17 protein-coding genes are annotated in these 22,523 nt (G+C 47.5%); 5 read left to right on the forward strand and 12 right to left on the reverse strand.

Annotated elements, in window-relative coordinates:
• Window positions 1–5: 5 nt before the first annotated feature.
• Genes P3C17_RS09455 through P3C17_RS09470 form a run of 4 tightly spaced genes read right to left on the reverse strand, consistent with a single transcriptional unit; the run spans window position 6 to window position 3,643 of the window.
• Complete coding sequence (locus P3C17_RS09455) at window positions 6–1,472, reverse strand: glycosyltransferase (RefSeq protein WP_300929203.1); 1,467 nt, start codon at window positions 1,470–1,472, stop codon at window positions 6–8.
• The gene (locus P3C17_RS09460) at window positions 1,472–2,548 is read right to left on the reverse strand and encodes a HEAT repeat domain-containing protein (RefSeq protein WP_300929204.1); all 1,077 of its coding nucleotides are present in this window, start codon (window positions 2,546–2,548) and stop codon (window positions 1,472–1,474) included. Before P3C17_RS09460 ends, P3C17_RS09455 begins: the two co-directional genes overlap by 1 nt.
• The gene (locus P3C17_RS09465; RefSeq protein ID WP_300929205.1) at window positions 2,529–3,272 is read right to left on the reverse strand and encodes a YaiO family outer membrane beta-barrel protein; all 744 of its coding nucleotides are present in this window, start codon (window positions 3,270–3,272) and stop codon (window positions 2,529–2,531) included. Before P3C17_RS09465 ends, P3C17_RS09460 begins: the two co-directional genes overlap by 20 nt.
• Window positions 3,269–3,643 (reverse strand): response regulator, encoded by a 375-nt coding sequence (locus tag P3C17_RS09470; protein WP_300929206.1) that lies wholly within the window; start codon window positions 3,641–3,643, stop codon window positions 3,269–3,271. The genes P3C17_RS09465 and P3C17_RS09470 overlap by 4 nt, the downstream gene beginning before the upstream one ends.
• 178 nt (window positions 3,644–3,821) lie before the next feature.
• Between P3C17_RS09470 and P3C17_RS09475 the strand changes: the two genes are divergently transcribed.
• Together P3C17_RS09475 and P3C17_RS09480 are read left to right on the forward strand one after the other, a co-directional pair.
• A complete protein-coding gene (locus P3C17_RS09475; protein WP_300929207.1) occupies window positions 3,822–4,991 on the forward strand; it encodes a benzoate/H(+) symporter BenE family transporter in 1,170 nt (389 codons plus the stop codon).
• A gap of 1 nt (window position 4,992) precedes the next feature.
• A complete protein-coding gene (locus P3C17_RS09480; RefSeq protein WP_300929208.1) occupies window positions 4,993–5,628 on the forward strand; it encodes a GntR family transcriptional regulator in 636 nt (211 codons plus the stop codon).
• A gap of 72 nt (window positions 5,629–5,700) precedes the next feature.
• Here P3C17_RS09480 and P3C17_RS09485 read toward each other — a convergent pair whose 3' ends face one another.
• Window positions 5,701–6,477 carry a peptidylprolyl isomerase gene (locus P3C17_RS09485; protein WP_300929209.1) on the reverse strand — a complete coding sequence of 259 codons (777 nt, stop codon included), beginning with the start codon at window positions 6,475–6,477 and terminating at the stop codon, window positions 5,701–5,703.
• Between the two features lie 429 nt (window positions 6,478–6,906).
• On the opposite strand from P3C17_RS09485, the gene P3C17_RS09490 reads away from it, so the two are divergent.
• Window positions 6,907–8,103 carry a hypothetical protein gene (locus P3C17_RS09490; RefSeq protein ID WP_300929210.1) on the forward strand — a complete coding sequence of 399 codons (1,197 nt, stop codon included), beginning with the start codon at window positions 6,907–6,909 and terminating at the stop codon, window positions 8,101–8,103.
• A gap of 290 nt (window positions 8,104–8,393) precedes the next feature.
• Here P3C17_RS09490 and P3C17_RS09495 read toward each other — a convergent pair whose 3' ends face one another.
• A complete protein-coding gene (locus P3C17_RS09495; protein WP_300929211.1) occupies window positions 8,394–10,337 on the reverse strand; it encodes a DNA topoisomerase III in 1,944 nt (647 codons plus the stop codon).
• A 156-nt stretch (window positions 10,338–10,493) separates the two neighbouring features.
• On the opposite strand from P3C17_RS09495, the gene P3C17_RS09500 reads away from it, so the two are divergent.
• Together P3C17_RS09500 and P3C17_RS09505 are read left to right on the forward strand one after the other, a co-directional pair.
• On the forward strand, window positions 10,494–13,151 hold the full coding sequence (locus P3C17_RS09500) for a CHASE domain-containing protein (protein WP_300929212.1): 2,658 nt from the start codon (window positions 10,494–10,496) through the stop codon (window positions 13,149–13,151).
• A gap of 116 nt (window positions 13,152–13,267) precedes the next feature.
• Entirely contained in the window at window positions 13,268–13,672 is a 405-nt protein-coding gene (locus P3C17_RS09505) for a VOC family protein (protein WP_300929213.1), read from the forward strand.
• A 16-nt stretch (window positions 13,673–13,688) separates the two neighbouring features.
• On the opposite strand, the gene P3C17_RS09510 is transcribed toward P3C17_RS09505, so the two are convergent.
• The 6 genes from P3C17_RS09510 to kdpA all read right to left on the reverse strand — a co-directional run bounded on the left by P3C17_RS09510 (window position 13,689) and on the right by kdpA (window position 22,262).
• Window positions 13,689–14,366, reverse strand: coding sequence for a response regulator (locus P3C17_RS09510; protein ID WP_300929214.1), 678 nt, complete (start codon window positions 14,364–14,366; stop codon window positions 13,689–13,691).
• A gap of 5 nt (window positions 14,367–14,371) precedes the next feature.
• Window positions 14,372–17,029 carry a sensor histidine kinase KdpD gene (locus P3C17_RS09515; protein ID WP_300929215.1) on the reverse strand — a complete coding sequence of 886 codons (2,658 nt, stop codon included), beginning with the start codon at window positions 17,027–17,029 and terminating at the stop codon, window positions 14,372–14,374.
• A 12-nt stretch (window positions 17,030–17,041) separates the two neighbouring features.
• Window positions 17,042–17,773, reverse strand: a complete 732-nt coding sequence (locus P3C17_RS09520) for a TorF family putative porin (protein WP_300929216.1) — start codon at window positions 17,771–17,773, stop codon at window positions 17,042–17,044.
• A 117-nt stretch (window positions 17,774–17,890) separates the two neighbouring features.
• On the reverse strand, window positions 17,891–18,541 hold the full coding sequence (kdpC, locus tag P3C17_RS09525; protein WP_300929217.1) for a potassium-transporting ATPase subunit KdpC: 651 nt from the start codon (window positions 18,539–18,541) through the stop codon (window positions 17,891–17,893).
• 2 nt (window positions 18,542–18,543) lie between these two features.
• Window positions 18,544–20,541, reverse strand: a complete 1,998-nt coding sequence (kdpB, locus tag P3C17_RS09530) for a potassium-transporting ATPase subunit KdpB (protein ID WP_300929218.1) — start codon at window positions 20,539–20,541, stop codon at window positions 18,544–18,546.
• Window positions 20,538–22,262: a potassium-transporting ATPase subunit KdpA gene (gene kdpA / locus P3C17_RS09535; RefSeq protein WP_300929219.1), complete on the reverse strand. Its 1,725-nt coding sequence runs from the start codon at window positions 22,260–22,262 to the stop codon at window positions 20,538–20,540. Before kdpA ends, kdpB begins: the two co-directional genes overlap by 4 nt.
• Between the last annotated feature and the right edge of the window lie 261 nt (window positions 22,263–22,523).

Genomic DNA, 22,523 nt, shown 5'->3' on the forward strand with positions numbered 1-22,523 from the left:
CAGTGCTATTTGGTATTTTGCCATTTACCTGAACGTTTCATTGTGCCCCAAGTGCTTTTGCTGTTGCGTGCCCACAGCCATAAACCTTTTAAACGCCACCAGGAATTCAGTTGGCGATAACCAAAGTTCTCCAGCACTGCCATTAAAAACAACCGCATAATGCTGCGCCCGCCCGGATAGACAGGGTACGACATTTCTTCCAGCACCAGCGCTACTACAGAAATCAGTATGCCAAAACCTATAGTCACCACTAAAAAGGCTACTAAAGCGGCCGGGTCTAACCAGCCTGCCAACCAGGTAAATAACATAAACAAATACCCCAGCACTTCCAGCGCAGGGCCTAAGGCTTCAAATAACAAAGCAAACGGAAAAGCTAACCAGCCAACAGCTCCAGATTTCCTATGAAATAACAAAGACATATTGGCACTTAAACTTTCCAGCAACCCCCTTTGCCAGCGCACGCGCTGCTGTGCAAGTGTAGCCAGATCTTCCGGCGCTTCAGTCCAGCAAACAGGATCAGGAATAAAATAAATGCGGTATTTGCGGTTATTCAGCCGCATATGTTTGTGCATCCGCACCACCAGCTCCATATCTTCGCCTATGGTTTTATGCCGGTAACCACCGACTTCAATCACCAGGTCTTTTTTAAACAAACCAAAAGCTCCACTGATGATCAATAAAGCGTTTAAAGACGACCAGCCCAAACGACCAAACAAGAAACCACGCAGGTATTCGACTATTTGCAGTTGCGGCAATAGTTTATTGGGTAAAGCCGCTTTTAATAACAAACCATCTTTCACCTGACAGCCATTCGCGATACGTACAGTTCCGCCTGCGGCAATGGCGTTTGGATCTTCCAGAAAAGGCCGGATAATGCGCAGTAAGCTGTCGCGTTGCAAAATAGAGTCGGCGTCTACACCACAAAACAGCGGAAAACGCGATAAATTCACCCCGGCGTTTAACGCATCCGCTTTACCGCCATTGGCTTTATCTATCACTTTTAAGTTTGGGTAGCGGCTGGACTGATAAATACCGCGAATTTGCTGACAAGGTAAACGTAAAGGGCAAGTGGCTGATGACAAAGTTAAAGCAAAACTGTCTTTCAGCACCTGTAAGGTTTCATCTTTTGAGCCATCATTGATGACGATCACTTCGTATTCAGGGTAGGTCAATTGCAATAATGACAAGACCGAACTGGCAATGGTTTCCTGTTCGTTGTAGGCAGGCACCAGCACAGAAATAGGGGTTAAAAAACTGGCGTAGCTGGCTGGTAGCAGCTCAGTGCGGGCCGACTGGATATGGCTGCGCATCACCAACAAAGCCACTAAATTCAGGATCAGGTAACCCGCAGACAAACAGACAAAATAACCGACCAACAGCCATTGTAAAGGCACCAACCAAGGGGCCAGATCCAATTGCTGTATCCATTGATGAGTCAAATCTATGCTCTGCTGCAACCAGTCGTTTGCCATCAGGTTCTTCCTTGCTGTTGACGCTGTTGTTCTTCCTTCACCTGCAACAAAATAGCGATAGCAAAAGGGTCTGTCAGTTGTTGTTGCCACTGTTGTAGCTGCTCACCCTCAACGCCAGGCAAGGCAACCAAACTTTGTGCCGCACGATAACGCACCCACCAGCTGGAATCCGACAACATCTTTAGTAACAAAGGTCCATCCGAACTGTCGCCTAGCCGGGCCAGAGCTTTGGCTAACTGCACCCGGACTTCCCACTGCGGATTGTCGACCTGCTGGCGTAATAATGGCAATAAATCGGGCGATACTGCGCAGGCAAAAGCTGTGGTCAACAGTTCCATTTCATCCGGGTAGTGCACTAAAGCTTGCTGGATCAAAGGCTGGCTATCGATGGGTGACAAAATATGCATCAGTTTAATCAAGCGCCTCAACTCTTTGGCAGTGGCTTTTTCAGCGCATTCAGTAATGGACCTCACCAGCAAATCATGAGGCAAGCGCACCAGCAAACCTGCCAGTCGGCTGACCGACCAATCGTCCCGGTGAATTTGACTCAAAATCACAGGTAAACCCAGTTTTGGATCTATGGCCAATAAAGCTCTGGCCGCCACCAGCGAAAAAATAGTACGTTTGTCCAGTACATGAGGGATCAAATCAGCAAATGCAGATTTCTCCTGCACTATGCCCAGCGCCATAATGGCGGTGAGTTTTTTATCTGTGCTGTAGCCATGCAGCCATTGCTTCATCACTGGAATTAAATTCAGTTGTTGTGCCAGTTCGGCCAGACGACTGGATGCACTGCCTCGCACTGTTTGTTCCAACTGCAACCATAATTGCACTACAAAACCAAAACCTTCAGCAGTCAATTGTGGCAAGGGCCCTGTATTTTCGTCCGGCGAATAAATCCAGGAAAACAGTATAGGCGTCCATTGTTCTGTGGCCTGCTGGCGACTTTTGTCACGCTGCCGTCTTTCATAATGCATGAATAAAGTCAGCACCAGCAGCAAGAGTGTCATCAGTAATAACACAGCGCTGCTGTACCAAACCAGCTGCACTATCACATCAGAGTGTGTATCGGACACCTAAACCCACCTCGGTTTTTTCGTATAACACATCTTGTTCAGACCAGCTCAGGTTGTACAACAGGCTCCAGTCGGTGGCAAAAGAGAATTGGCCAAATAAGCCAATGCGGGTGACATCCATCACCAACACACGGTTAGGCAAACGTTCCAGTTCTTTACCTTTGACCAACAAGGCAGTGAGCGAATCGGTATCGTTAAAGTAATAACTCGCTTGCAGTACATGAGTATTGGCTGAGCCAGTATCTTCAGGTCTGGAGTGATACAAGGTATAAGCATAACGCCATGAACCACTGTAATGTTCATTCATCAGGCTATAGCTGCGGCTGTCTTGCTGATCGTCATTGGAAACAGATACCCCAGGAGTAATAACCCAGCCTTTGCTCCATTGCCAGGCTAACTGGCTGCCAATTGAGAGTTCGGGCCGCACTCTGTTTTGTGGGCTGTAACCGGCTTGCCCCAACCAGGTCAGGTTGTCACTGATTTTATAATAACCATCCGTCAACCATTCCTGATCCTCCAAATCAAACCGCTTACTGCGCTGCCAGCGAGCGCCCCAACCATAATCTGTGGCCGCATGACGTAAACCGGCATAATAAAATGAGCCATCGGCAAAACTGTCCGACAGTTGCTCATAACCTGCCCCTGTTTCCAGTTGATAACTTTCAGCTGCCACACAAACCAGTGGCGCTAAGGCAGCCAGCCCTAAAACTAAGCTTTTGATCATCCTTGCTTTCCTATAAGACGACGCAAACGAGCACTTAGCTCAGGTGGCTGAAAGGGTTTAACCAAATAATCATCTGCACCTTTTTTCAGAGCAAGAGCTATATCTTCTTCCCCCATTTTGGACGTCAGAATTAACACTGGCACTTTAGCCATGCTGGATTGATTGCGGATCAATTCAAGTAAAAATAAACCATCAAAAAAGGGCAACATTAAATCCAGCACCACAGCACTGAAGTCGCGACCAGATAACACCAGTTCCTGCGCCTGCTGACCATCTTTCAGCCACTCCACCTGATAACCATCACGTTGCAAAATAAAAACTAACAACTTGCCGATCAGTTCATCATCCTCAACCAGTAATACAGTTTTCATGCCCATCAATACTCCATAACTCCGGCTGTCCTGGCTACTTTCTTAAGCTAATTCACCGGCTTGTTCAAGCAATAGAGGAAAAAAAGACATCACAGGGCGATAAAGTACGGAGCTACCACTTGGATTTGTATACAAATTAAATTAATGTATTCAAAAGCACTTATTCAGGTAAAGATTTATGTGGCGCGACTTTAGCTTATCAGCCATAGCTGCTGGTTTTGTGGCTGTATTGGTTGGTTTTGCCAGCTCTGTGGCTATTGTATTTCAGGCTGCAGCTGCGGCGGGCGCTGATCAGGCGGTGATGGCATCCTGGATTTTAGCCCTGGGCCTTGGCATGGGCTTCACCTGTATTGGTTTGTCCTTGTATTTCAAAGCGCCACTACTAACGGCCTGGTCCACTCCGGGAGCTGCACTTTTAGTCAGCAGTTTGCAGGGCCTGAGTTTAGCCGAAGCAGTGGGCGTGTTTATTTTCGCTGCAGCTTTAAGTTTATTACTTGGCCTGACGGGCTGGTTTGAAAAACTCAGCAATAAAATTCCGCTACAAATAGCCTCTGCCATGCTGGCTGGTATTTTATTTAACTTTGGTTTGTCGATATTTACCTCTTTGCAGCAGGATTTATGGCTGGTGGGGCTGATGTGCGCTACTTATCTGGTCAGTAAACAGTACTTGCCCCGGTATGCTATTCCGTTGGTGTTGGTGGTGGCCGTGCTTTATGCCAGCGTGCAAGGCCAGCTCAGCCTGGCGCAAGTGCATTTTGACTGGCCTGCACCAATCTGGATTTGGCCAGAATGGTCCATCAAGGCTTTAATTGGCGTAGGTTTGCCGCTGTTTATTGTCACTTTAACCTCGCAAAATATTCCGGGTTTAGCTGTATTTAAAAGTAGCGGTTACAACCTGCCAGTATCACCACTGATTAACGCCAGCGCTGTGACTACTATAGTGCTGGCACCTTTAGGGGCTTTTTCTATTAATTTAGCTGCTATTACTGCAGCCATTTGTGCCAGCCCTGAAGCTCATACTGATCCGGCAAAAAGATACAGCGCTGGTGTGGCCGCTGGTATCTTTTATTTACTGACTGGCTTGGCCGGTGCAGCTGTGGTGGCTTTATTTGCCGCCTTTCCAACTACTTTAGTTACAGCTTTGGCAGGTTTGGCTTTGCTTGGCACTATAGGAACTAATTTAGCCTTAACCACACAAGCTGGGCCACACAGAGAAGCTGCAGTAGTCACTTTGCTGGTAACAGTTTCAGGCGTCAGCTTTTTTGGTATAGCCTCAGCTTTTTGGGGGTTAGTGGCTGGTTTATGTTGTGCACTGATGTTAAAACTGCCACAAAAAAAGGCCAGTTAATATGACCAAAGCCAGTTTATACCAGCAGTTAAAACAAGATATTCGTCAGGGAATTTGGCCTGCAGGTGCAGTGCTGAATCAGCAAAAGTTATCGGATTATTATCAGGTGAGCCGTATTCCGGTGCGCGATGCGTTGCAGCAATTAAAAGCTGAAGCCTTGCTGGTGATGGCGGGCAAAGCCAGCTTAATGGTACCGCCTTTAACAGCAGAAGAAGCTGAAGAGTTGTATCAAATTCGCTTACAGCTCGAGCCTATGGCGCTGCGTCGTGCTTTTCCCCAGCTCACTTTTAGTCTGCTTGGGCAGGCTGAAGATTTATTACAGCAGATAGAACAGGACCAGCATTTATCTGCCGCAGACAGAGGCGCACTCAACTGGCAGTTTCATCTGATGTTATATCAGGCAAGCCATTGCCCACATTTGCTACGGTTGCTGCATAGCCTGCACCAGCAAGTGGAGCGCTATTTAGGTTTTCAGGAAATAAGTCTGAATTACGCAGATACCAGTCATCAGGAACACCGGGAACTGCTTGAGTTACTGCGAACGCAACAATTGGATGCTGCGGTGGCTTTACTACAACAGCATATTCAGCAGGCAGGTGAGTTATTAACCCGTCACTTACGACAACAACCTGCCTGATTCGACAGAACTGTAGGGGCACGGTTTATCCGCGCCCGTCTTTAATCCAACAGAATTTCTAATCTATTCAGATTAAACTTTACGGCGACGCCAAAAAGCCAGACCAGCTAACGCCAGCAATAAAGCGGAGCCCATTGAACCACCACCTGAAGAACCGCTGTCAGTCTCCTGGCCTGCCAAAGTATTTGGCGTCGGATTCAGATTAGCAGCTGTAGTTGGACTGTCGTTGATCACAGTAATTTTTTCAATCACAACCAGATTGTTGGCGGTAATAGCGATATTATTGCCGAAATCTGTGGCGCTGTAGTTACGCAGCGGAGTTTGTCCAAAAGGGCCAGATCCACCTGGTACATACAGATTATTAATACTTTCAATAATCGAAAGGCCAGTGCCAGTCACGACACCAAACACAGTATAACCACCATTGTCTCTGTCCAGATGGCTGGAGTTGTTGACAACATTCACATACCAATGATTCGTTGCACTATTCGGAAGATTTGCCCTTTTTGCCATAGCCACAGTACCACGCACATTAGACAATTTTGGCTCGTTTTCTACCTCGGCTCGTTGCGGAATATCAACTAAAGGCATTGTGTTATTGCCGCTGTAGCGCTGACCTGTCTGTACCACAAAGTCTTTTATTGACCTGTGGAATACAGCATTGTTATAAGACCCGTCGTTGACGTAGGACAGAAAGTTAGCCACAGTTTTTGGTGTAGTTTGGTCAAACAGGTTAATTTCAAAATCACCCATATTGGTTTCAACCAATACGATGGTGGCGTCAGCCTGTTGACTGGTGAAAGCTAAAGCGGCGGCAAAAGTGGTTGTTAGTATAGTTTTTTTAAACATCACAAGGATCCCTGAAAGAAAGTCACCCGACTTTAATTCAGTCGGGCTCAGCAATCCAGCCCCATTACACTTAGTTACGAACTAAACAACTTTGTGAACTCTTTTCCCTGCAACTCCAGCAGCAGGAAAACGTCTTTTCTTATAGGCCAGTTTTTTTGGGAGGTCGTTTTAGCGACTATTGCTGATATCTTAGCATTAAGCATCCCTTCTAAAGCGCACTTGCAACCAGCTCAGATGAAGCGCAGCTGTTTTTGTAGATTGCCCGTTACACCGATCTCCGGTTAATTAGTGCGCCACTTCAAATACCCCCTGTACATCTCCAAGAAGTTGCGAATTACACTTAATTACTTTTCCAAAAAGGAAAAAATGGTTAACTCATTGATGCCTTAAGGCGCAAAAAACGTTAATAACAATGAGTAAGGATTGCATATGAAGTTGTTTTTTTTACTACTGACATTCGTATTGGCCACATTTAGTGTAGCTGTACATGCAGAAGAATCAGGGTTTTATCCAGCAAAAGCAGTAGAGGGCTCTAATGTAAAGTTTGTGTACAAAAACCCCCGCCCTTCTACACACCTTTGCTCTGTTAGCGGTTTACCTGGGCTTTCTTCCAACCATATCTTTAGTGACATTTCATTTAATTTAATAGCCAGTAAAACCATTAAAGCCAGGGTTCATTGCGGCTTCTACGGACCTATACCACCTAACCCTGATCCTGTTTACTATCAGGAGATCATTACCGATCTCCAATTTACAGCAGCGCCTGTCATTACCATGTCTTTCCCATCAGGTATTTATGTCGGTATGAAATATCCGTTAAAAATTACTCATAGAAATACTCAATCGTGCGCATTGTTTATGGGTAACAATTCTTACCCCACAGTTGCATCGGTACCATCATCCTATGAGTGGAATTATGAGTGGAGTAATGGCGCAGGAACGACGCAAGCGTTTCACTTAAAATGTATTGGAGATGACGGGGTAGCAGTAAATACGACTAAATCCTTTACTCTTACCGCATACCCTGGAGACCCTAAAGCTCCTCAAATTACACACTTTGGTCATGGTAATTTAAATCAAGGGAATACTGGTCTTTATTGGTCAACGCAAAATGTATCCCAATGCAAGCTCAGCGGCATGGGTATAACAGCAAATGTCTCAACCAGCGGTTTTGGGTATAATGTCACTGTGCCATTCGGAAACACAAAATTTACTTTGGCATGTTCAAATGGTGCTAAAACGGTAACCAAAGATCTGGTCGTTACCAGACAATCACTCCCTGGTAGCGGTGGTGGTGGTGGCGGCGGTACTCAACCTGTGATTGAATTATCTGATCTTCCAATTGAGGTAATGCGAAAAGAAAACAACGTTTCAATTTTTGAACAGGCTCAAGCTCTGGATGACGAGAACCATCAAATTGTTCGGTTTTATACACCTGATGAAAACGTACAAGGTGTGTTAGTGATAGACAGGATCAAAAATCATGTTGACGCATATCTTTACAACGAGTACGAAAACTCAAGTGAGCATATTGCGACTATTTTTGGTCTTTTAGATGCACGCGATATAGATAGTATTGTTTATGATACAGAGACAAAAGCAGTGTCTATAGTTTTGAAAAAATAAACATACCGCTAAATTTTTAAGGATACCGAATACTTACTGAGACTTATCTCCCGTCTCAGTAAGTATATCGCCTGTAGTATAAAAAGAGGTATCTGGATATTCCGAGGTCAGTCAATACTTAATCAGTCCTCTGGAGCTGTTTGAGCAAGCAGATTAATTTCAAAATTCCCAGTATCGTTCTAAATCAAAAAGCGATCAGCATTACGATTTTTTCAACATAGATTTTACAGTAATCCGACGTGAATCACAGAGCCAGAGCTTAAGCTTGTGCCATTGCAGTTGGTAACGAACTAAGCCACTTTCTTAACTCGTTTAGCTGCGGATCCTGCAGCAGGAAATCGTCTTTTTTTCTTATAAGCTGGTTTTTGTGGAGCCGCAGTTTTGGCTATTTCAGCAGACACCTGTGCCTGTTGCACCAGCTTGGTAATTTCTGGCTGCAACTGTGCCATAAAGTGCGGATAGTCTTGTTGCTGATGGCAAATCTGTTCCAGCTGGGCTTCCCATAAGGCGGTTAAATCCGGTGCTGTAATACGTTGTGGCAAACTTTGAATAAAAACGCGGCCTAACTGGCTGGCACGAATTTGTTTACCCTGACGCTGCAAATAACCCCGTTTAAATAACAACTCCAGAATTCCGGCACGGGTGGCTTCAGTACCTAAACCTGCGGTTTCTTTTAAGATACGTTTAAGCTCTGGATCGGTCACAAAGCGGCTGATCCCCGTCATAGCCGCCAATAAAGTAGCATCAGTAAAATAAGCCGGAGGCTGAGTTTGTTTTGACAGCAATTCTGACTGACCCGACTGCAATGGTTGGCCTTTAGTTAAAGGTGGTAATGTCTGCAGTTCATCTGCTTCTTCGTCCTGATCTTCTTTTTGATTAGCTTTATAAAAAGCTTTCCAGCCCAGGGACTGCACCTGACGTGCCTGAGCTTTAAACAAACCTCCGGCAATTTTAATCAGCGCTTGCTGCTCAAGATAGCAGTATGGCGGAAAAAACTGCCATAAAAACTGCCGCGCTATCAGCCAATAGAGTTTGGCTTCAAACGTATTCAGACTGGCTGACTTCAACGCTTTGTCGGTCGGGATAATAGCGTGGTGAGCCGTGATTTTACTGTCATCCCAGGCTTTGCTGCGCAGGCTCATACTGGCCTGCTGCTGAATTTCTGCCAGCTCCGGGCTGTTGGCTGTTATAGCGCGGCATACAGCTGCAGACTGGCTAAATTGCTGCTCTGGCAAATGCCTGCAATCCGAACGTGGATAAGTAATGAGTTGATGGCGTTCATACAATTGCTGACAGGTATCCAGCACTTGTTGTGCTGTCATGCCATAAAGTTTTGCCGCTTCAATTTGCAAAGCCGACAAACTAAAAGGCAAAGGCGCGTACTGTTTTTTCGGTTGCTGCTGCACCTGTTCCACCACAGCAGGTTGATGACTGGTTTTGCGTTGCACCAGTTCAGCCAGTTCCCGGTTCAGTACCCGGCCTTCTTCATCCTGATAAGGGGCGCAGGCTTCACTGGGTTGCCAGATGGCAGTAAAAGGCCAGTCGGCGCCTGTTAAATGTGCCTTCACCTGATAGAAGTCACGGCTGACAAAGTTTTCGATCTGCAAGTCACGTTGCACTACTAAACCTAACACCGGGGTTTGCACCCGGCCGACAGACAACACGCCCTGATAACCTTGCTTCTGACCATGTAAGGTATAAGCACGGGTTAAATTAATGCCATACAGCCAGTCGGCTCTGCTACGCGCCAGAGCGCTTTGCGACAAAGGCGCAAATTCAGAATTCATTTTTAACTGCTGCAACGCCAGGCGCACAGCAGCAGGGGTTAAATCGTTTAACAGTAACCTTTTGGTTTGCTTCAGTTTGGTTTGGCTGATTTTGCTGTGTTGCAGCACTTCATCCACCAGCAACTGGCCTTCCCGATCCGGATCGCCGGCATGCACCAGTTCAGTGGCTTCTTTAATCAGTTGGGTCAGTATTTTCAGCTGAGCTTTGCTTTGTGTTTTAGGTACCAGCTTCCATTGATCGGGCAGAATAGGTAAATGCTCCAGCCGCCAGCTTTTAAATACCGGATCATAAGCTTCGGGTTCGGCCTGCTCTAACAAATGGCCAAGACACCAACTGACTTTATCGCCATTATTGAGCTGCAGATAACCCTGCTGCTTTTGATGTGCCCCAAAGGCATCGGCAATAGCACGGGCCATACTGGGTTTTTCCGCTATAAATAGACGCATGCTATAAGCCCAACAAAATACTGTATGAAAAAACAGTTAATTTAACCGCAGTTTTCCCAAAAAAGCAAAGGCTGGAGCATTTGTTTTCTACCAGTCACAGAGTAAGCTAAGGTTTTACCGGAATAAACCGGTGCCTGCTTTGGTGAAGTGTCAGCATTGATTAAAATTTCAACTCCAAGTTTGACGCTGTTGCGCATCTTTCTGCTGGCCATTACTTATTTTGTTTTCGGCCAACTGGCTATTTTGCTGGCAGTAGCCCCGGGTATGGCGACTTCTGTATTTCCTTCTTTGGGTATAGCTATTGCCGCAGCATTGTTATGGGGTTACCCGATGCTGGCCGGTGCCTTTTTAGGTTCGCTGGTTTTTAAGCTGGTTCAGCCCGACTGGCCAGCAGATTTAACCTGGTCAGATAAAATAGTCTACAGCTTAAGCATGGCTGCCATCACAGCTTTGACTGTCGCTTTTGCTTTAAGCACTGTGCGTCGTTTCGCCAATTTTCACAGCGCCCTGACCTATGAAAAAAGCATACTCTGGCTTTTTGTGCTGGCAGGTCCTTTTGCTTGCTTCATCAGCTCTGGTTTATCCACTCTGGTGTTGCAGCAGTTTGATTTGGTCACTTCTGATAACACCGGAATCAACTGGTTTACCTGGTGGATTGGCGACATGATTGGCGTGATGATCGCCATTCCTCTGGTGTTTATGTTATTTGCCAAGCCCCGTCCTTTATGGCGTGCTCGCTGGCTCACCGTCGGTTTACCTTTGTTGGTCTGTACTGCTTTGGTGGTGGCTTTGTTTGTGCTTGCCCGCTTTCAACAACACCAGAGCCAGCAGCAAAAGTTCTTTGATCAATCAGAACAAATCAGCGCCACTTTTCAATTCAGGGTCAGTAAAGTGCTGCAGCAAATGCAAATGCTTGAACGACTGTTTGCCACTCAAACTGAAGTCACAGAAGTTATGTTTCAGCAGTTTTTAGAGGACTACCCCTGGCATGAAGCGGGTGTACTGTTTTTTGACTGGGTAGAGCTGGTGCCGCATCAACAACGCACAGCAGTGGAAGCACAACTGCAAACAGGTTTTAAAGAATATGCCAACCCCGGAGTAAGGCCTGCTGCCCAACGTTCAGACTATAGCGTGATTCGGTATCTGGCTTCGGCCTCTGGTGATAAGTCTCTGGCAGGTCTGGATTTAGCTGCAGATCCGGTGCGAAAAGAAGCCATGGATTATGCGAGGGATTCGGGCAGTATCAGCATCACGGCGCCAGTGCGACTGGTCAGTGGTAATGCAGCTTTAATGTTTTTTATTCCTGTCTATCAGCAGGGGGTGGTTCCAAAAAGCCTTGATGAAAAACGCACACAAATTCGTGGTTTTATCTGCGGTATTTTTGAAACCTCAGAACTGGTGAAAACCAGTTTAAGCCAGTACAACACCTCAGAGTTTCATTTACATATCAGAGATTTAGGCACAGGCCTGCCCTATTACAGCTCGTTGCCTGAATTACCGGCTCAGGCCAGTTCTCTGACCTGGACCCGACAATGGTCGCATGCAGGGCGCTCACTGGAACTGCAATTGGTGCCCAGTAAAGCCATGCTGAACCTCAGTTCAGGCCAGCAAAGCTGGTATGTGTTAACAGGTGGCCTGGTGTTATGTAGCCTGCTGGGGATATTCCTGCTGGTTTTGACTGGTCGTTCGGCTCGTATTGAACATTTGATCACCCAGCGTACTAAGGAACTGAGCTCGATTCTGGATAACGCCATTGAGTCTATAGTGATAGTCGACCAGCAAGGCCTTATTGAGCGGGTGAATAAAGAAACCTCTTTGCTGTTTGGTTACGCCATGCCCTCGCTGTTACGCCAGCCTGTCAGTAAGTTATTGGCCTGTTTACCTGAACATAAAAATCATCAATTGCTGCAACCTTTAACAGTGGACCAACTGAATTTATGGGTGGGCCACACCGTTGAAGTTACAGGCTTAAGCCAGGACGGCCAGCAAATCCCGCTGGAAATGGGCTTAAGCAGGGTAGATATAGCAGATAAACATTTGTATACCCTGATGTTGCACGATTTACGTGAACGCAAAAAAATAGACAGAATGAAAAGTGAATTTATCTCTACTGTCAGTCATGAACTGCGCACGCCCCTGACCTCAATCAACGGTTCTTTAGGTTTATTGGCGGGTGGTGTGGTTGGTGAATTACCTCCTCAGGCACAACAGTTGGTGCAGATTGCCAAAACCAATACAGACAGACTGGCACGCTTAGTCAACGATATTCTGGATATTGAAAAGCTGGAATTTGGCCAGTTGAAACTGCAACCGGCAGAAGTGGAAGTGTTGGCCTTGCTGCAAGAAGCCAAACTGCAAAATCAGGCCTATGCCGATAAATACTCAGTACGGCTGGATTTAGTAGCTCCCACAGACGCAACTCCAGTCTATTTGTATCAGGACAAATTCCGTTTGCTGCAAATTTTGTCGAACTTAATCTCTAATGCAATTAAATTTTCCCCCAGTCACTCCGTGGTGAAGTTAAGTTATCAGCTGCAGGATCAACACCTTGTGATCAAAGTAAAAGATCAGGGTGCTGGTATTGCCGAATCCTTTCGCAGCAAAATTTTCCAAAAGTTTGCTCAGGCCGACAGCTCCGACAGCCGCAGCAATCAGGGTTCTGGTTTGGGCTTAAATATCAGTAAGACTCTGGTAGAAATGATGCAAGGTACTATCGACTTTGAATCAGAAATGGGCAAAGGCACCTGCTTTAGCCTGACTTTTCCCTATTACCAACAGCTCAATCGCCACGAAAAAACCACGGAGCCCAGGTAAAAGGATCGTCTGAAACTAAAAAATCCCGCATCTCTTGTCGATTTTTTTGAACCTGAACCGACTAAGGTGTGAAAGACAGTGAAACCGCGGTCAGTTCATATCAACAGGAGGGCTTTATGGCCAAAATGCTTTTTGTTAATTTACCCTGCAGCAACTTAGCTGCTTCAATCGAATTTTATCAGGCGCTGGGCTTTAGCCAGAATATGCAGTTCAGCGACGACACAGCAGCTTGTATGGTCTGGAGCGAGCATATTTACGTGATGTTATTAACTCATGCCAAATGGCAAAGTTTTACTCAAAGACCGATCCCAGACTCAGGCAGCAGCGAGGTGATGCTGGCTTTAAGTTGTGACAACAAAGCAGCAGTGGATCAAGTGTGTAATGCAGCGGCTAAAGCTGGTGGTACAGCTGATATTAATGCCAAACAGGATTTAGGTTTTATGTATGGCCGCTCAGTGCTGGATTTAGATGGTCATATCTGGGAGTTTTTCTGGATGGACCCGGCCGCAGTGGCAGGCTAAACCAGCCAAAACCCAGCTACAACATCAGGCGATAACCTATCCCTGCTTCGGTTTTCAGATACTTGGGTTCGGTGGGGTCGTCGCCTATTTTTTGTCGTAAGTGGCTGATCACAATACGTAAATAATGGGTGTCCTGACCATGGGTTGGGCCCCAAATTTGTTCCAGTAGCTGTTTTTGTGTGATCACGCATTGCCTGTGCTGCGCCAAAGTAGCCAACACCGCATATTCTTTGGGCGTCAGTTCCACTTCCACAGCTTTGCAGGTCACCAGACGGCGGGCCAGATCTATATGCAGATAACCATCATCCAGCACTGCAGGGGTTTTATCCGGTAAACGGTCGCGTAATTGTGCCCGCACCCGCGCCAGCAACTCTTCAACACTAAAAGGTTTAGTGACGTAGTCCTGAGCGCCTATATCCAAAGCTTTGATTTTGTCGGAGTCACCATTACGCACTGACAAAACAATAACAGGAACCTTGGAAAAACTGCGTAATTCGCTTAATAAATCCAGACCGTCGCCATCGGGCAAACCTAAATCCAGCACCAACAAATCCGGCTGCTGGCGCACTAAAGCCGCCAGACCAGACTCGACTGAATCAGCCTCAGTCACGTCATAACCGACACTTTTTAACGCAATCCGCAGCATTTTTCGGATTTGCATTTCGTCATCAACAACCAGAATTCGGGCGGACAATAGGGTTAGTCTCCTGCTTGGATTTCAGGCAAAGGCAATTCGACGATAAAACGTGAACCAGTGCCAACACGGGCTGAGGTGGCTTTGACTGAACCTCCGTGCGCACCAATCATGCCACGACAAATCGCCAGCCCCATACCGGTATTGTGCCTTTTACTGTCGCCGTCGGCCACCACATAAAACATATCAAAGACTTTTTCCCGCAGCGCTTCCGGAATACCAGGGCCACTGTCTTCAATTTCAATGCGGCAGACTTTGCCTTGCTGACTAACCCAAACCCGCACAGGCTCCCCATCAGGGCTGTATTTAGCCGCATTTTCCAGAATATTAAACAGCCCTTGTTCCAGCAAAGCGGCATGGGCATAGAGTAAAGGTAAATCCGGCGCAGCTTCGTATTCCACCTCTACTTGCGGGAAAAAGCGCTTTAAACGTTGTTTGGCACTGCCAATAATATCGGCCACTGACACCCAATCCCGTTCCAGCTTTAAGGTGCCGTGCCCTAAACGCGTCATATCCAGCAGGTTTTGGATATACCTGTCCAACCGCTGACTTTCCAGCAGGATGGTGCTTAACAGCTCATTCCGATCTTCTTTAGATAACTGCTGGTCCAGCACCTGTAAACTCTCAGCGGAACCCATCATGGCGGCCAGCGGTGAGCGTAAATCGTGCGAGACAGAAGACAATAAAGCCGAACGCAATTGCTCCATTTCAGCTTTAAGTTTCGAGCTCTCCAGTTCCGTATTCAGGCTAATGCGCTGCCAGACACTGACTGCCTGCTGGCTTAAAGTCGCCATTAAATCTCTGTCGTCTGGCCTTAGTACCTGCACAGTCGCGGGAAACTGCAGCACTATGACGGCGATAGTTTTACCTTGCACAACCAATGGCAAAGCTGTCCACTGGCTGGCATTGAGGGTATCGCTAAAACGTCCGGCCATTTGCTGATGCCGTCTGGACCAATCAATCATCGCCTGATCCAAGGCCAGCAAAGGCTGATTTAGCGCAGGTATAAGCTGCTGCTCTGAATCAAAACTGACCAGATGGACAGGGCAGCGTAGCGCCTGAGTTAATTGAGTGGCCAAAATAGTCCAGAGTTCATCGGTTTGATGGATCACTGTCAGTTGCTGAGCAAAATCCCGTTGTAATTCTGAGTATCTGTTGGCTTCTTTGAGTAGCAACAATTGCTGCCTGATACGCGAGGCGGCCGGGCCACAAGTCATACCTATCACCAGCATAAAAATCAGCGTGGCGACATCATCGTTTTTATTCACATTAAAGGTGAAATAAGGTTCGGTCAGGAAAAAGTTAAAGCTGAAAAACGACAACAGCGCGGTAAAAATAGCAGGGCGGGCGCCATATTTCAGACCACAAAGCACCACAGCCAACACAAAAATCAGCACCAGATTGCCACTTTGCAGCCATTGGTCCAAAGCTAAAGCCAAAGCACTGGCGGCTGCGGTAAAAAGTGCACCAAAAGCATAACCGGCTTTTTGGCCAAAGGTGCCTGAAGCGGGCGCTGACACTCTGGTTTGTTGGGTCGATTCGCCAGAGCGATACACCGACACTTCCAGTGGTAAACCGCTATTAATCAGTTGTTGGTACAAGGGCTTACGCCAGGGTTGCATCACGCGTTTTGTGCCAGCACCCACCAGCACAGCGTTAATACGATGCTCAGTGATGTAAGGCAAAATGGTCTGTAAAGTAGAAGGGCCACGCAAAATATCGGTCTGAGCGCCAAGTTCACGCGCTAAGGCAAAGGCCGACTGTAAGCGTTGTTGTGTCGACTGATACTGCATTTGCCCGGTATCGACCCAGACCACCACCCAAGGCATCTGACGTTTTTCGGCAACACGGCGACCAATGCGGATCAGGTATTCATGGTCGCGGCGGTTGGAGATCAGCACCAGCAATTTATCCTGAATCAGATAATCACTGCCACGGGCTTTGGCGTCCTGCTCGGTTTTTAACTGGGCATCCACATGGCTCATCACCAGCTTCATCGCCATTTCACGCAGCGCTGTTAAGGTTTCCAGCTGGAAAAACTGCTTCACCGCCAAAGCGGCATAATCCGCTACATAGACCTTGCCTTGCTGCAAACGCTCCAGCAGGTGATTGGGCGCTAAATCGACAAAAACTAATTGCTGTGCACTGTCGATAAACTGATCCGGTACTGTTTCCTTCACCCGAATGCCACTGATTTGCAACACTAAATCGTTCAGGCTGGCAATATGCTGCACATTGATCGTGGTGTACACATCTATGCCAGCGGCCAATAACTCGGCAATATCCTGATAACGCCTTTTATGCCGGCTACCCGGAATATTACTGTGCGCCAGCTCGTCCACCAGCAACAGGGCCGGTCTGGCGGCTAAAGCAGCATCTAAATCAAATTCGGTTAACTGTTGGCCCTGATAATCCAACTGACGCCGTGGTAACAGCTCAAAGCCTTGCAACAACGCTTCTGTGTCAGCGCGGCCATGAGTTTCTACCAGCCCCACCATCACTGCTGTGCCTTGTTGCATGCGCTCGCGGGCAGCATTAAGCATGGCGCAGGTTTTACCTACACCAGGCGCGGCACCTAAAAAGATCTTCAGCTGGCCACCCTGCTGCTGTTGCAGGTTTTTTAGCAGCGCATCAGCTTGTTGTCTGCGGGAGTCTGTTACCACGGATTCTTTCCTTTAGAAGTTTTTGCCGACGCTAATAAGGAAGCGACTATCACAAAGGTCGCTGCACGCCGCGCTGCTCACAGAAGTTCCGGCGTAACCTACAGACCAATTCAGGCCCAGTTGAGTAGTGTTTAGCTTGATACCCCAATCGGTATAGCCTGAACCATCTTCGCTTGCTGAAGCTAAAAAGTTTTTAAATTCCAATGTATTAGCAAACTTATTGTAGCCCAGATGCCATTGCAGCTGCAGCTGCTCTGTGAGTTGCTGATTCCAGTCAGCGCTTAAGTACCAGAATTTACCCACACCAGCGCCAAAATAATCGTCGGTCAGCGCCAGCCCAAAAGTCCAGTCCTGATAAATCAGCTTGCCGTAACCTTCGATAAAGTTAAATTGATCGGTGCTGTTATCACCTTTCGGGTAACGGTATTGCATCAGGCCCAAATCCACTGTCCAGTCCGGGGCTACAGCAAAGCTGCGGCCAGCAGAAATATCCAGCTCCATGCTGCCTTGACCAAATTTAATATTCGAACCCCAGGCACTGGCATACCAACCAGATTCAGTGGCCAACGTCAGGCTACCCTGCAATGCAGGGCCTTCATCGGTTTGTGAAATACCGCGGTATAAATAATCTGAAATCAACAACACAGAGCCCGTACTATTGACTGTTTCCGCCTGAAGCGGGCTGACGAATAACAGGCCTGAACTCAGAATGGCCGCACTTAAAGTCGATACTAGATAACGCATAATAATTCCTGATTAAAGCGGGAGAAAAACTGTGAGAACTGAACAGGTTAGGATTCAGCCCCACAGCGGTTTGGTGTCCCGTTAAACACCAAACCTGAAACTAATTTCTGTCACTTTTTATTGCGCAGAAGCTGAGCCGCCACTTTGCTGCAGCGGAAAATCTTTATCCAACGCCAGATTAAGCAACAACACATTGACTCGTGGCTGGCCAAAAATGCCCCACTGTGGCGCTTCTGTTTGTTGTTCAACTAATTTATTCAACAAATCTGAAGGGATGCTGCGTGCAGCGGCCACCCGCTTTAACTGCAAAGCTGCAGCTTCAGGCGAAATATGTGGGTCGACACCAGAGCCAGAGCTTGCCAATAAATCTATGGGCAGTTCAGTGGCTGCCAACTGATAACGCTCTGTCAGTACAGCACTCTCTGCCGCTACTCTGTCGCGTAAAGCAGGGTTGGACGGCGCTAAGTTACTACCGCCAGTCGACATAGGGTCGGTATTGACGCTGCTTGGACGGCCATGAAAATAGACATCACTGCTAAAAGGCTGGGCTATTAACGCCGAACCTACAGCTTTGCCATCAACCAGCACTAAAGAGCCAGTGGCTTGTTGTGGAAATAACAGGCCAGCTAAACCTGTAACACTGCCGCTATAAACCAGACCACAAGTCACCAGCATCACAGCGGCTAAACCCGCAGCCGGACGCCAGATGGCATGATGCGATGAAAGGGCCGATTCAGAACCAGCATGGACAATTAAAGTAGTGTTCATAGTTAAAACATCCAGTTCAGTAAAACATCAATCAATTTGATCGCGGCAAAAGGCAATAACACCCCACCTAAACCGAAGATCAACATATTGTTGCGTAACAGTTTTTCAGCACTGATGGCACGGATTTTTACACCTTTGAGTGCCAGCGGAATTAAGGCCGGAATAATCAGCGCATTAAAAATCAGTGCAGATAACACCGCCATTTTTGGGTCCGGCAGCTGCATAAAATTCAGCGCAGCAATACCAGGCATAGCGGCCGCAAAAACGGCTGGCACTATGACAAAGTACTTGGCCACATCATTGGCTAAAGAGAAGGTGGTTAAAGCGCCACGGGTGATCAGCAACTGTTTGCCTACTTCCACCACGGCCAGCAGCTTGGTTGGATCTGAATCCAGATCCACCATATTGCCTGCTTCTTTGGCGGCCTGAGTACCGGAATTCATGGCTAAGCCGACGTCGGCCTGAGCTAAAGCAGGCGCATCGTTGGTGCCGTCACCGACCATAGCGACTAAGCGGCCTAAAGCCTGTTCGCGGCGAATAAGCGCAAGTTTGTCTTCAGGGCGGGCTTCAGCTACAAAGTCATCGACACCAGCAGCAGCGGCAATAGCGCCAGCAGTAATAGGGTTGTCACCTGTGACCATAATGGTGCGTACACCTAAAGCACGCAGCTCGGCAAAACGCTCAGCCACACCAGGTTTAATCACATCAGATAATTGGATCACACCCAAAATACGTTGCTGATTGGCCACAACTAAAGGCGTTGCGCCTTGTTGCGCCACTTTGGTGACTATAGGGTCCAGACTGTTTGGCACAGCCAAACCGCGGCTTTGCGCCCATTTTTTTACCGCATCGGCAGCGCCTTTCACCCAGTGTTCACCGTTATCCAGTTGCACACCTGATAAACGGGTTTGAGCGCTGAATGGAATAAACTGGGCATTGTCTGGCAGAGTTTCAGCTGCAGCACCTTGCTCCTGCGCCAGACGCACCACAGATTTACCTTCAGGCGTTGGATCCTGCACTGAGCAAAGCACAGCGCCACGCACCAGTTCAGACTGAGCGACACCTGGCAGCGCAAAAAACGCAGTCGCCTGACGGTCACCAAAAGTGATGGTGCCGGTTTTATCCAGCAATAAAGTATCGATATCACCCGCTACTTCAACAGCTTTACCCGACTTGGCAATCACATTGGCAGCCAAAGCGCGGTTCATACCGGCAATACCTATGGCAGGCAATAAACCGGCAATAGTGGTTGGAATTAAACAGACCACCAGCGCTATCAGCATCAACAGATCAAGTTCGATCCCAACAAAAGCAGCCATGGCTGGTAAGGTCGCCACAGCTATTAAAAACACTAAAGTTAAAGCGGCTAACAGCACTGTCAGCGCCAGCTCGTTTGGTGTTTTTTGTCTGTTGGTGCCTTCAACCAAGCTGATCATTTTATCAAGGAAACTATGACCAGCTTCTGCCGTCACCATCACAGTAATAGTACCGTTCAATACCTTGGTACCGGCAATAACACCTGAGTGGTCGGTACCGGCTTCACGCAGCACTGGCGCTGATTCACCTGTTAAGGCCGACTCATTGATAGTGGCAACACCTACTACAATTTCACCGTCTGCTGGCACAAACTGGCCTGCTTCCACCAGCACTTTGTCACCGGCTTTTAACTGACTGGCGGATACTGCTATAGGTTCTTCGGATTCACGCAGCAACTGAGCTGTTAAATCACGACGGGTTGCTTTTAAGCTGGCAGCCTGACCACGGCCACGGGCTTCGGCTATAGCTTCGGCAAAGTTAGCAAACCATAAGGTGAAAAACAGGATCAGACTGCTGGCCAGTTCAAAGCCGTAGTCTTTGCCATTTATTACACTGTTGGCTGTCATACCCAGCGCCAGCACTGTACCCATCCATACCACCAGCATCACAGGGCTTTTAATCGCCAGTTGTGGCTGTAGTTTTACAAAAGCCTGTACGCTGGCCTGAGCTAAGGCATTACTCATTTTAAATCACCTGCAATAGAAGTTAATTCCAGTGCTTCGCCAATTGGGCCCAGCACCATAGAAGGTAAAAAGGACAGGAAATTCAGGATTAAAATCACTGTGACCAAAGTGACACCAAAGGTCAGGTTATGCAGAGGTAAGGTACCGTTGCTGACTGGGATCTGACGTTTTTTCGCCAATAAACCTGCAATCACCAGCGGGATCACTAGCGGTAAATAACGACCCAGTAACAGCACAATCACACAGCTGATATTCCACCACTGCGTGTTGTCGCCTAAGCCTTCAAAACCAGAACCATTGTTGGCAAAAGCTGAAGTGTATTCATAAAACACCTGGGCAATACCGTGCAAACCAGGGTTGCTGTTGCCGGTAATTGAAGGGATAGCCACTGTGATAGCTGTAAAAGTTAAAATCACCGCACTGGGCAATACCAGCAATACACCAAGCCAGCTGATTTCGGTTTTTTCCAGCTTACGGCCAAAGATTTCCGGTGTGCGGCCTATCATCAGACCGGCAATAAACACCGCTATCCAGACGTAGACAATAAAGTTCACAAAACCACAACCAATACCGCCCCAGATGGCATTGATCAGCATGCCGGAACGGGTGACTAAGCCAGCTACAGGGTTCAGTGAGTCATGCATTGCATTAACTGAACCATTGGAGGTTTGAGTGGTGAGCGTGGCCCAAAGTGCGGATAAGTCGGTGCCTAGCCGTACCTCTTTGCCTTCCATATTACCCGTTTGCTGAGCTAAACCCGTAAAAGCAACATTCGGCTGCTGCTCGCTGTAAATAGCGGCGCCAACACAAAGCAGGCTTAAAAAGCCCATCACGGCCAAAGACATTCTGGCAAAACCACGTTGACGCAGCAGACCACCGGCCATAAACACAATGGCGATAGGGATCAGCACCAGCGCTATGGTTTCAATGGCATTAGCTACGGGAGTTGGATTTTCCAGCGGGTTAGAACTGTTAGGGCCATACCAGCCACCACCATTAGTACCCAGTTGTTTAATAGCGACCATAGCGGCAACAGGGCCTAATGGGATCTTCTGCTCTGTAAGACTCTGGCCTTGTTCCAGTACCGGTACTGTTGGACTGGCCTGATAACTTGAAGGCACACCCTGGCTGGCTAATAACAGCGCCACTACAGCAGCTAAAGGCAACATCAACCGCAGCACAGCGCGCACAGTGTCCTGATAGTAGTTACCTAAATCACGCTCTTCACCTTCAGCGGCTTCAGCAGAATTACGACCGCCCATCAAACCACGTAATACCGCCAGACAAACAGCCAAACCCATAGCAGGAGTAACAAACTGCAAAGTGACAATAACAAAACCCTGGCTTAAATAGCTCAGCTGAGCCTGGCCAGAATAATGTTGTTGGTTGGTATTAGTTAAAAAGGATACAGCCGTATGCAGCGCTAAATCCCAACTCAATGGCCCTATGCCATCCGGGTTCATCGGCAATACATGCTGGAACATCAACAGCAAAAAGGCGATCACGCCCAGCACCAGGTTACTGATTAAAAAAGCTATACCATAGCTTTTCCAGTTCATACCTGCGCTGGCTTTTACGCCCAAAACTTTGAAAATCCCGTTTTCAACAGGACCAAACACCTTGTCACTCCAATGCTTCTGACCGGAAAAAATTCCGACCATATAAGCGCGCAAAGGCCATGCCAACAGCAAAGCCAAAGCTAAAATCAACATAACGTCCATCAATGGCTCCTCAGAACTTTTCCGGTGCCAACATGGCGTAAATCAACAAAGCGCTTAAGGCGCCAATCAACATCAATAACAACCAGCCCATCTCGGCATCCTCAGTGGTATAAATCCGCTGCAAAGCTTAGAAGCCAGAGGCGTAAAGTCTCCAGATGGATAAAAGTGAAGGGCGTAAAGAGATCGTAAAGATTGAGATTTTACCAAAAGAGAGGTGAGCGGGCGTGTTCATTCTGAACACAGAGAAGCAAAATGACATAA

This window comes from Rheinheimera sp. 1928-s (genome assembly GCF_029269265.1).
Lineage (GTDB): Bacteria > Pseudomonadota > Gammaproteobacteria > Enterobacterales > Alteromonadaceae > Pararheinheimera.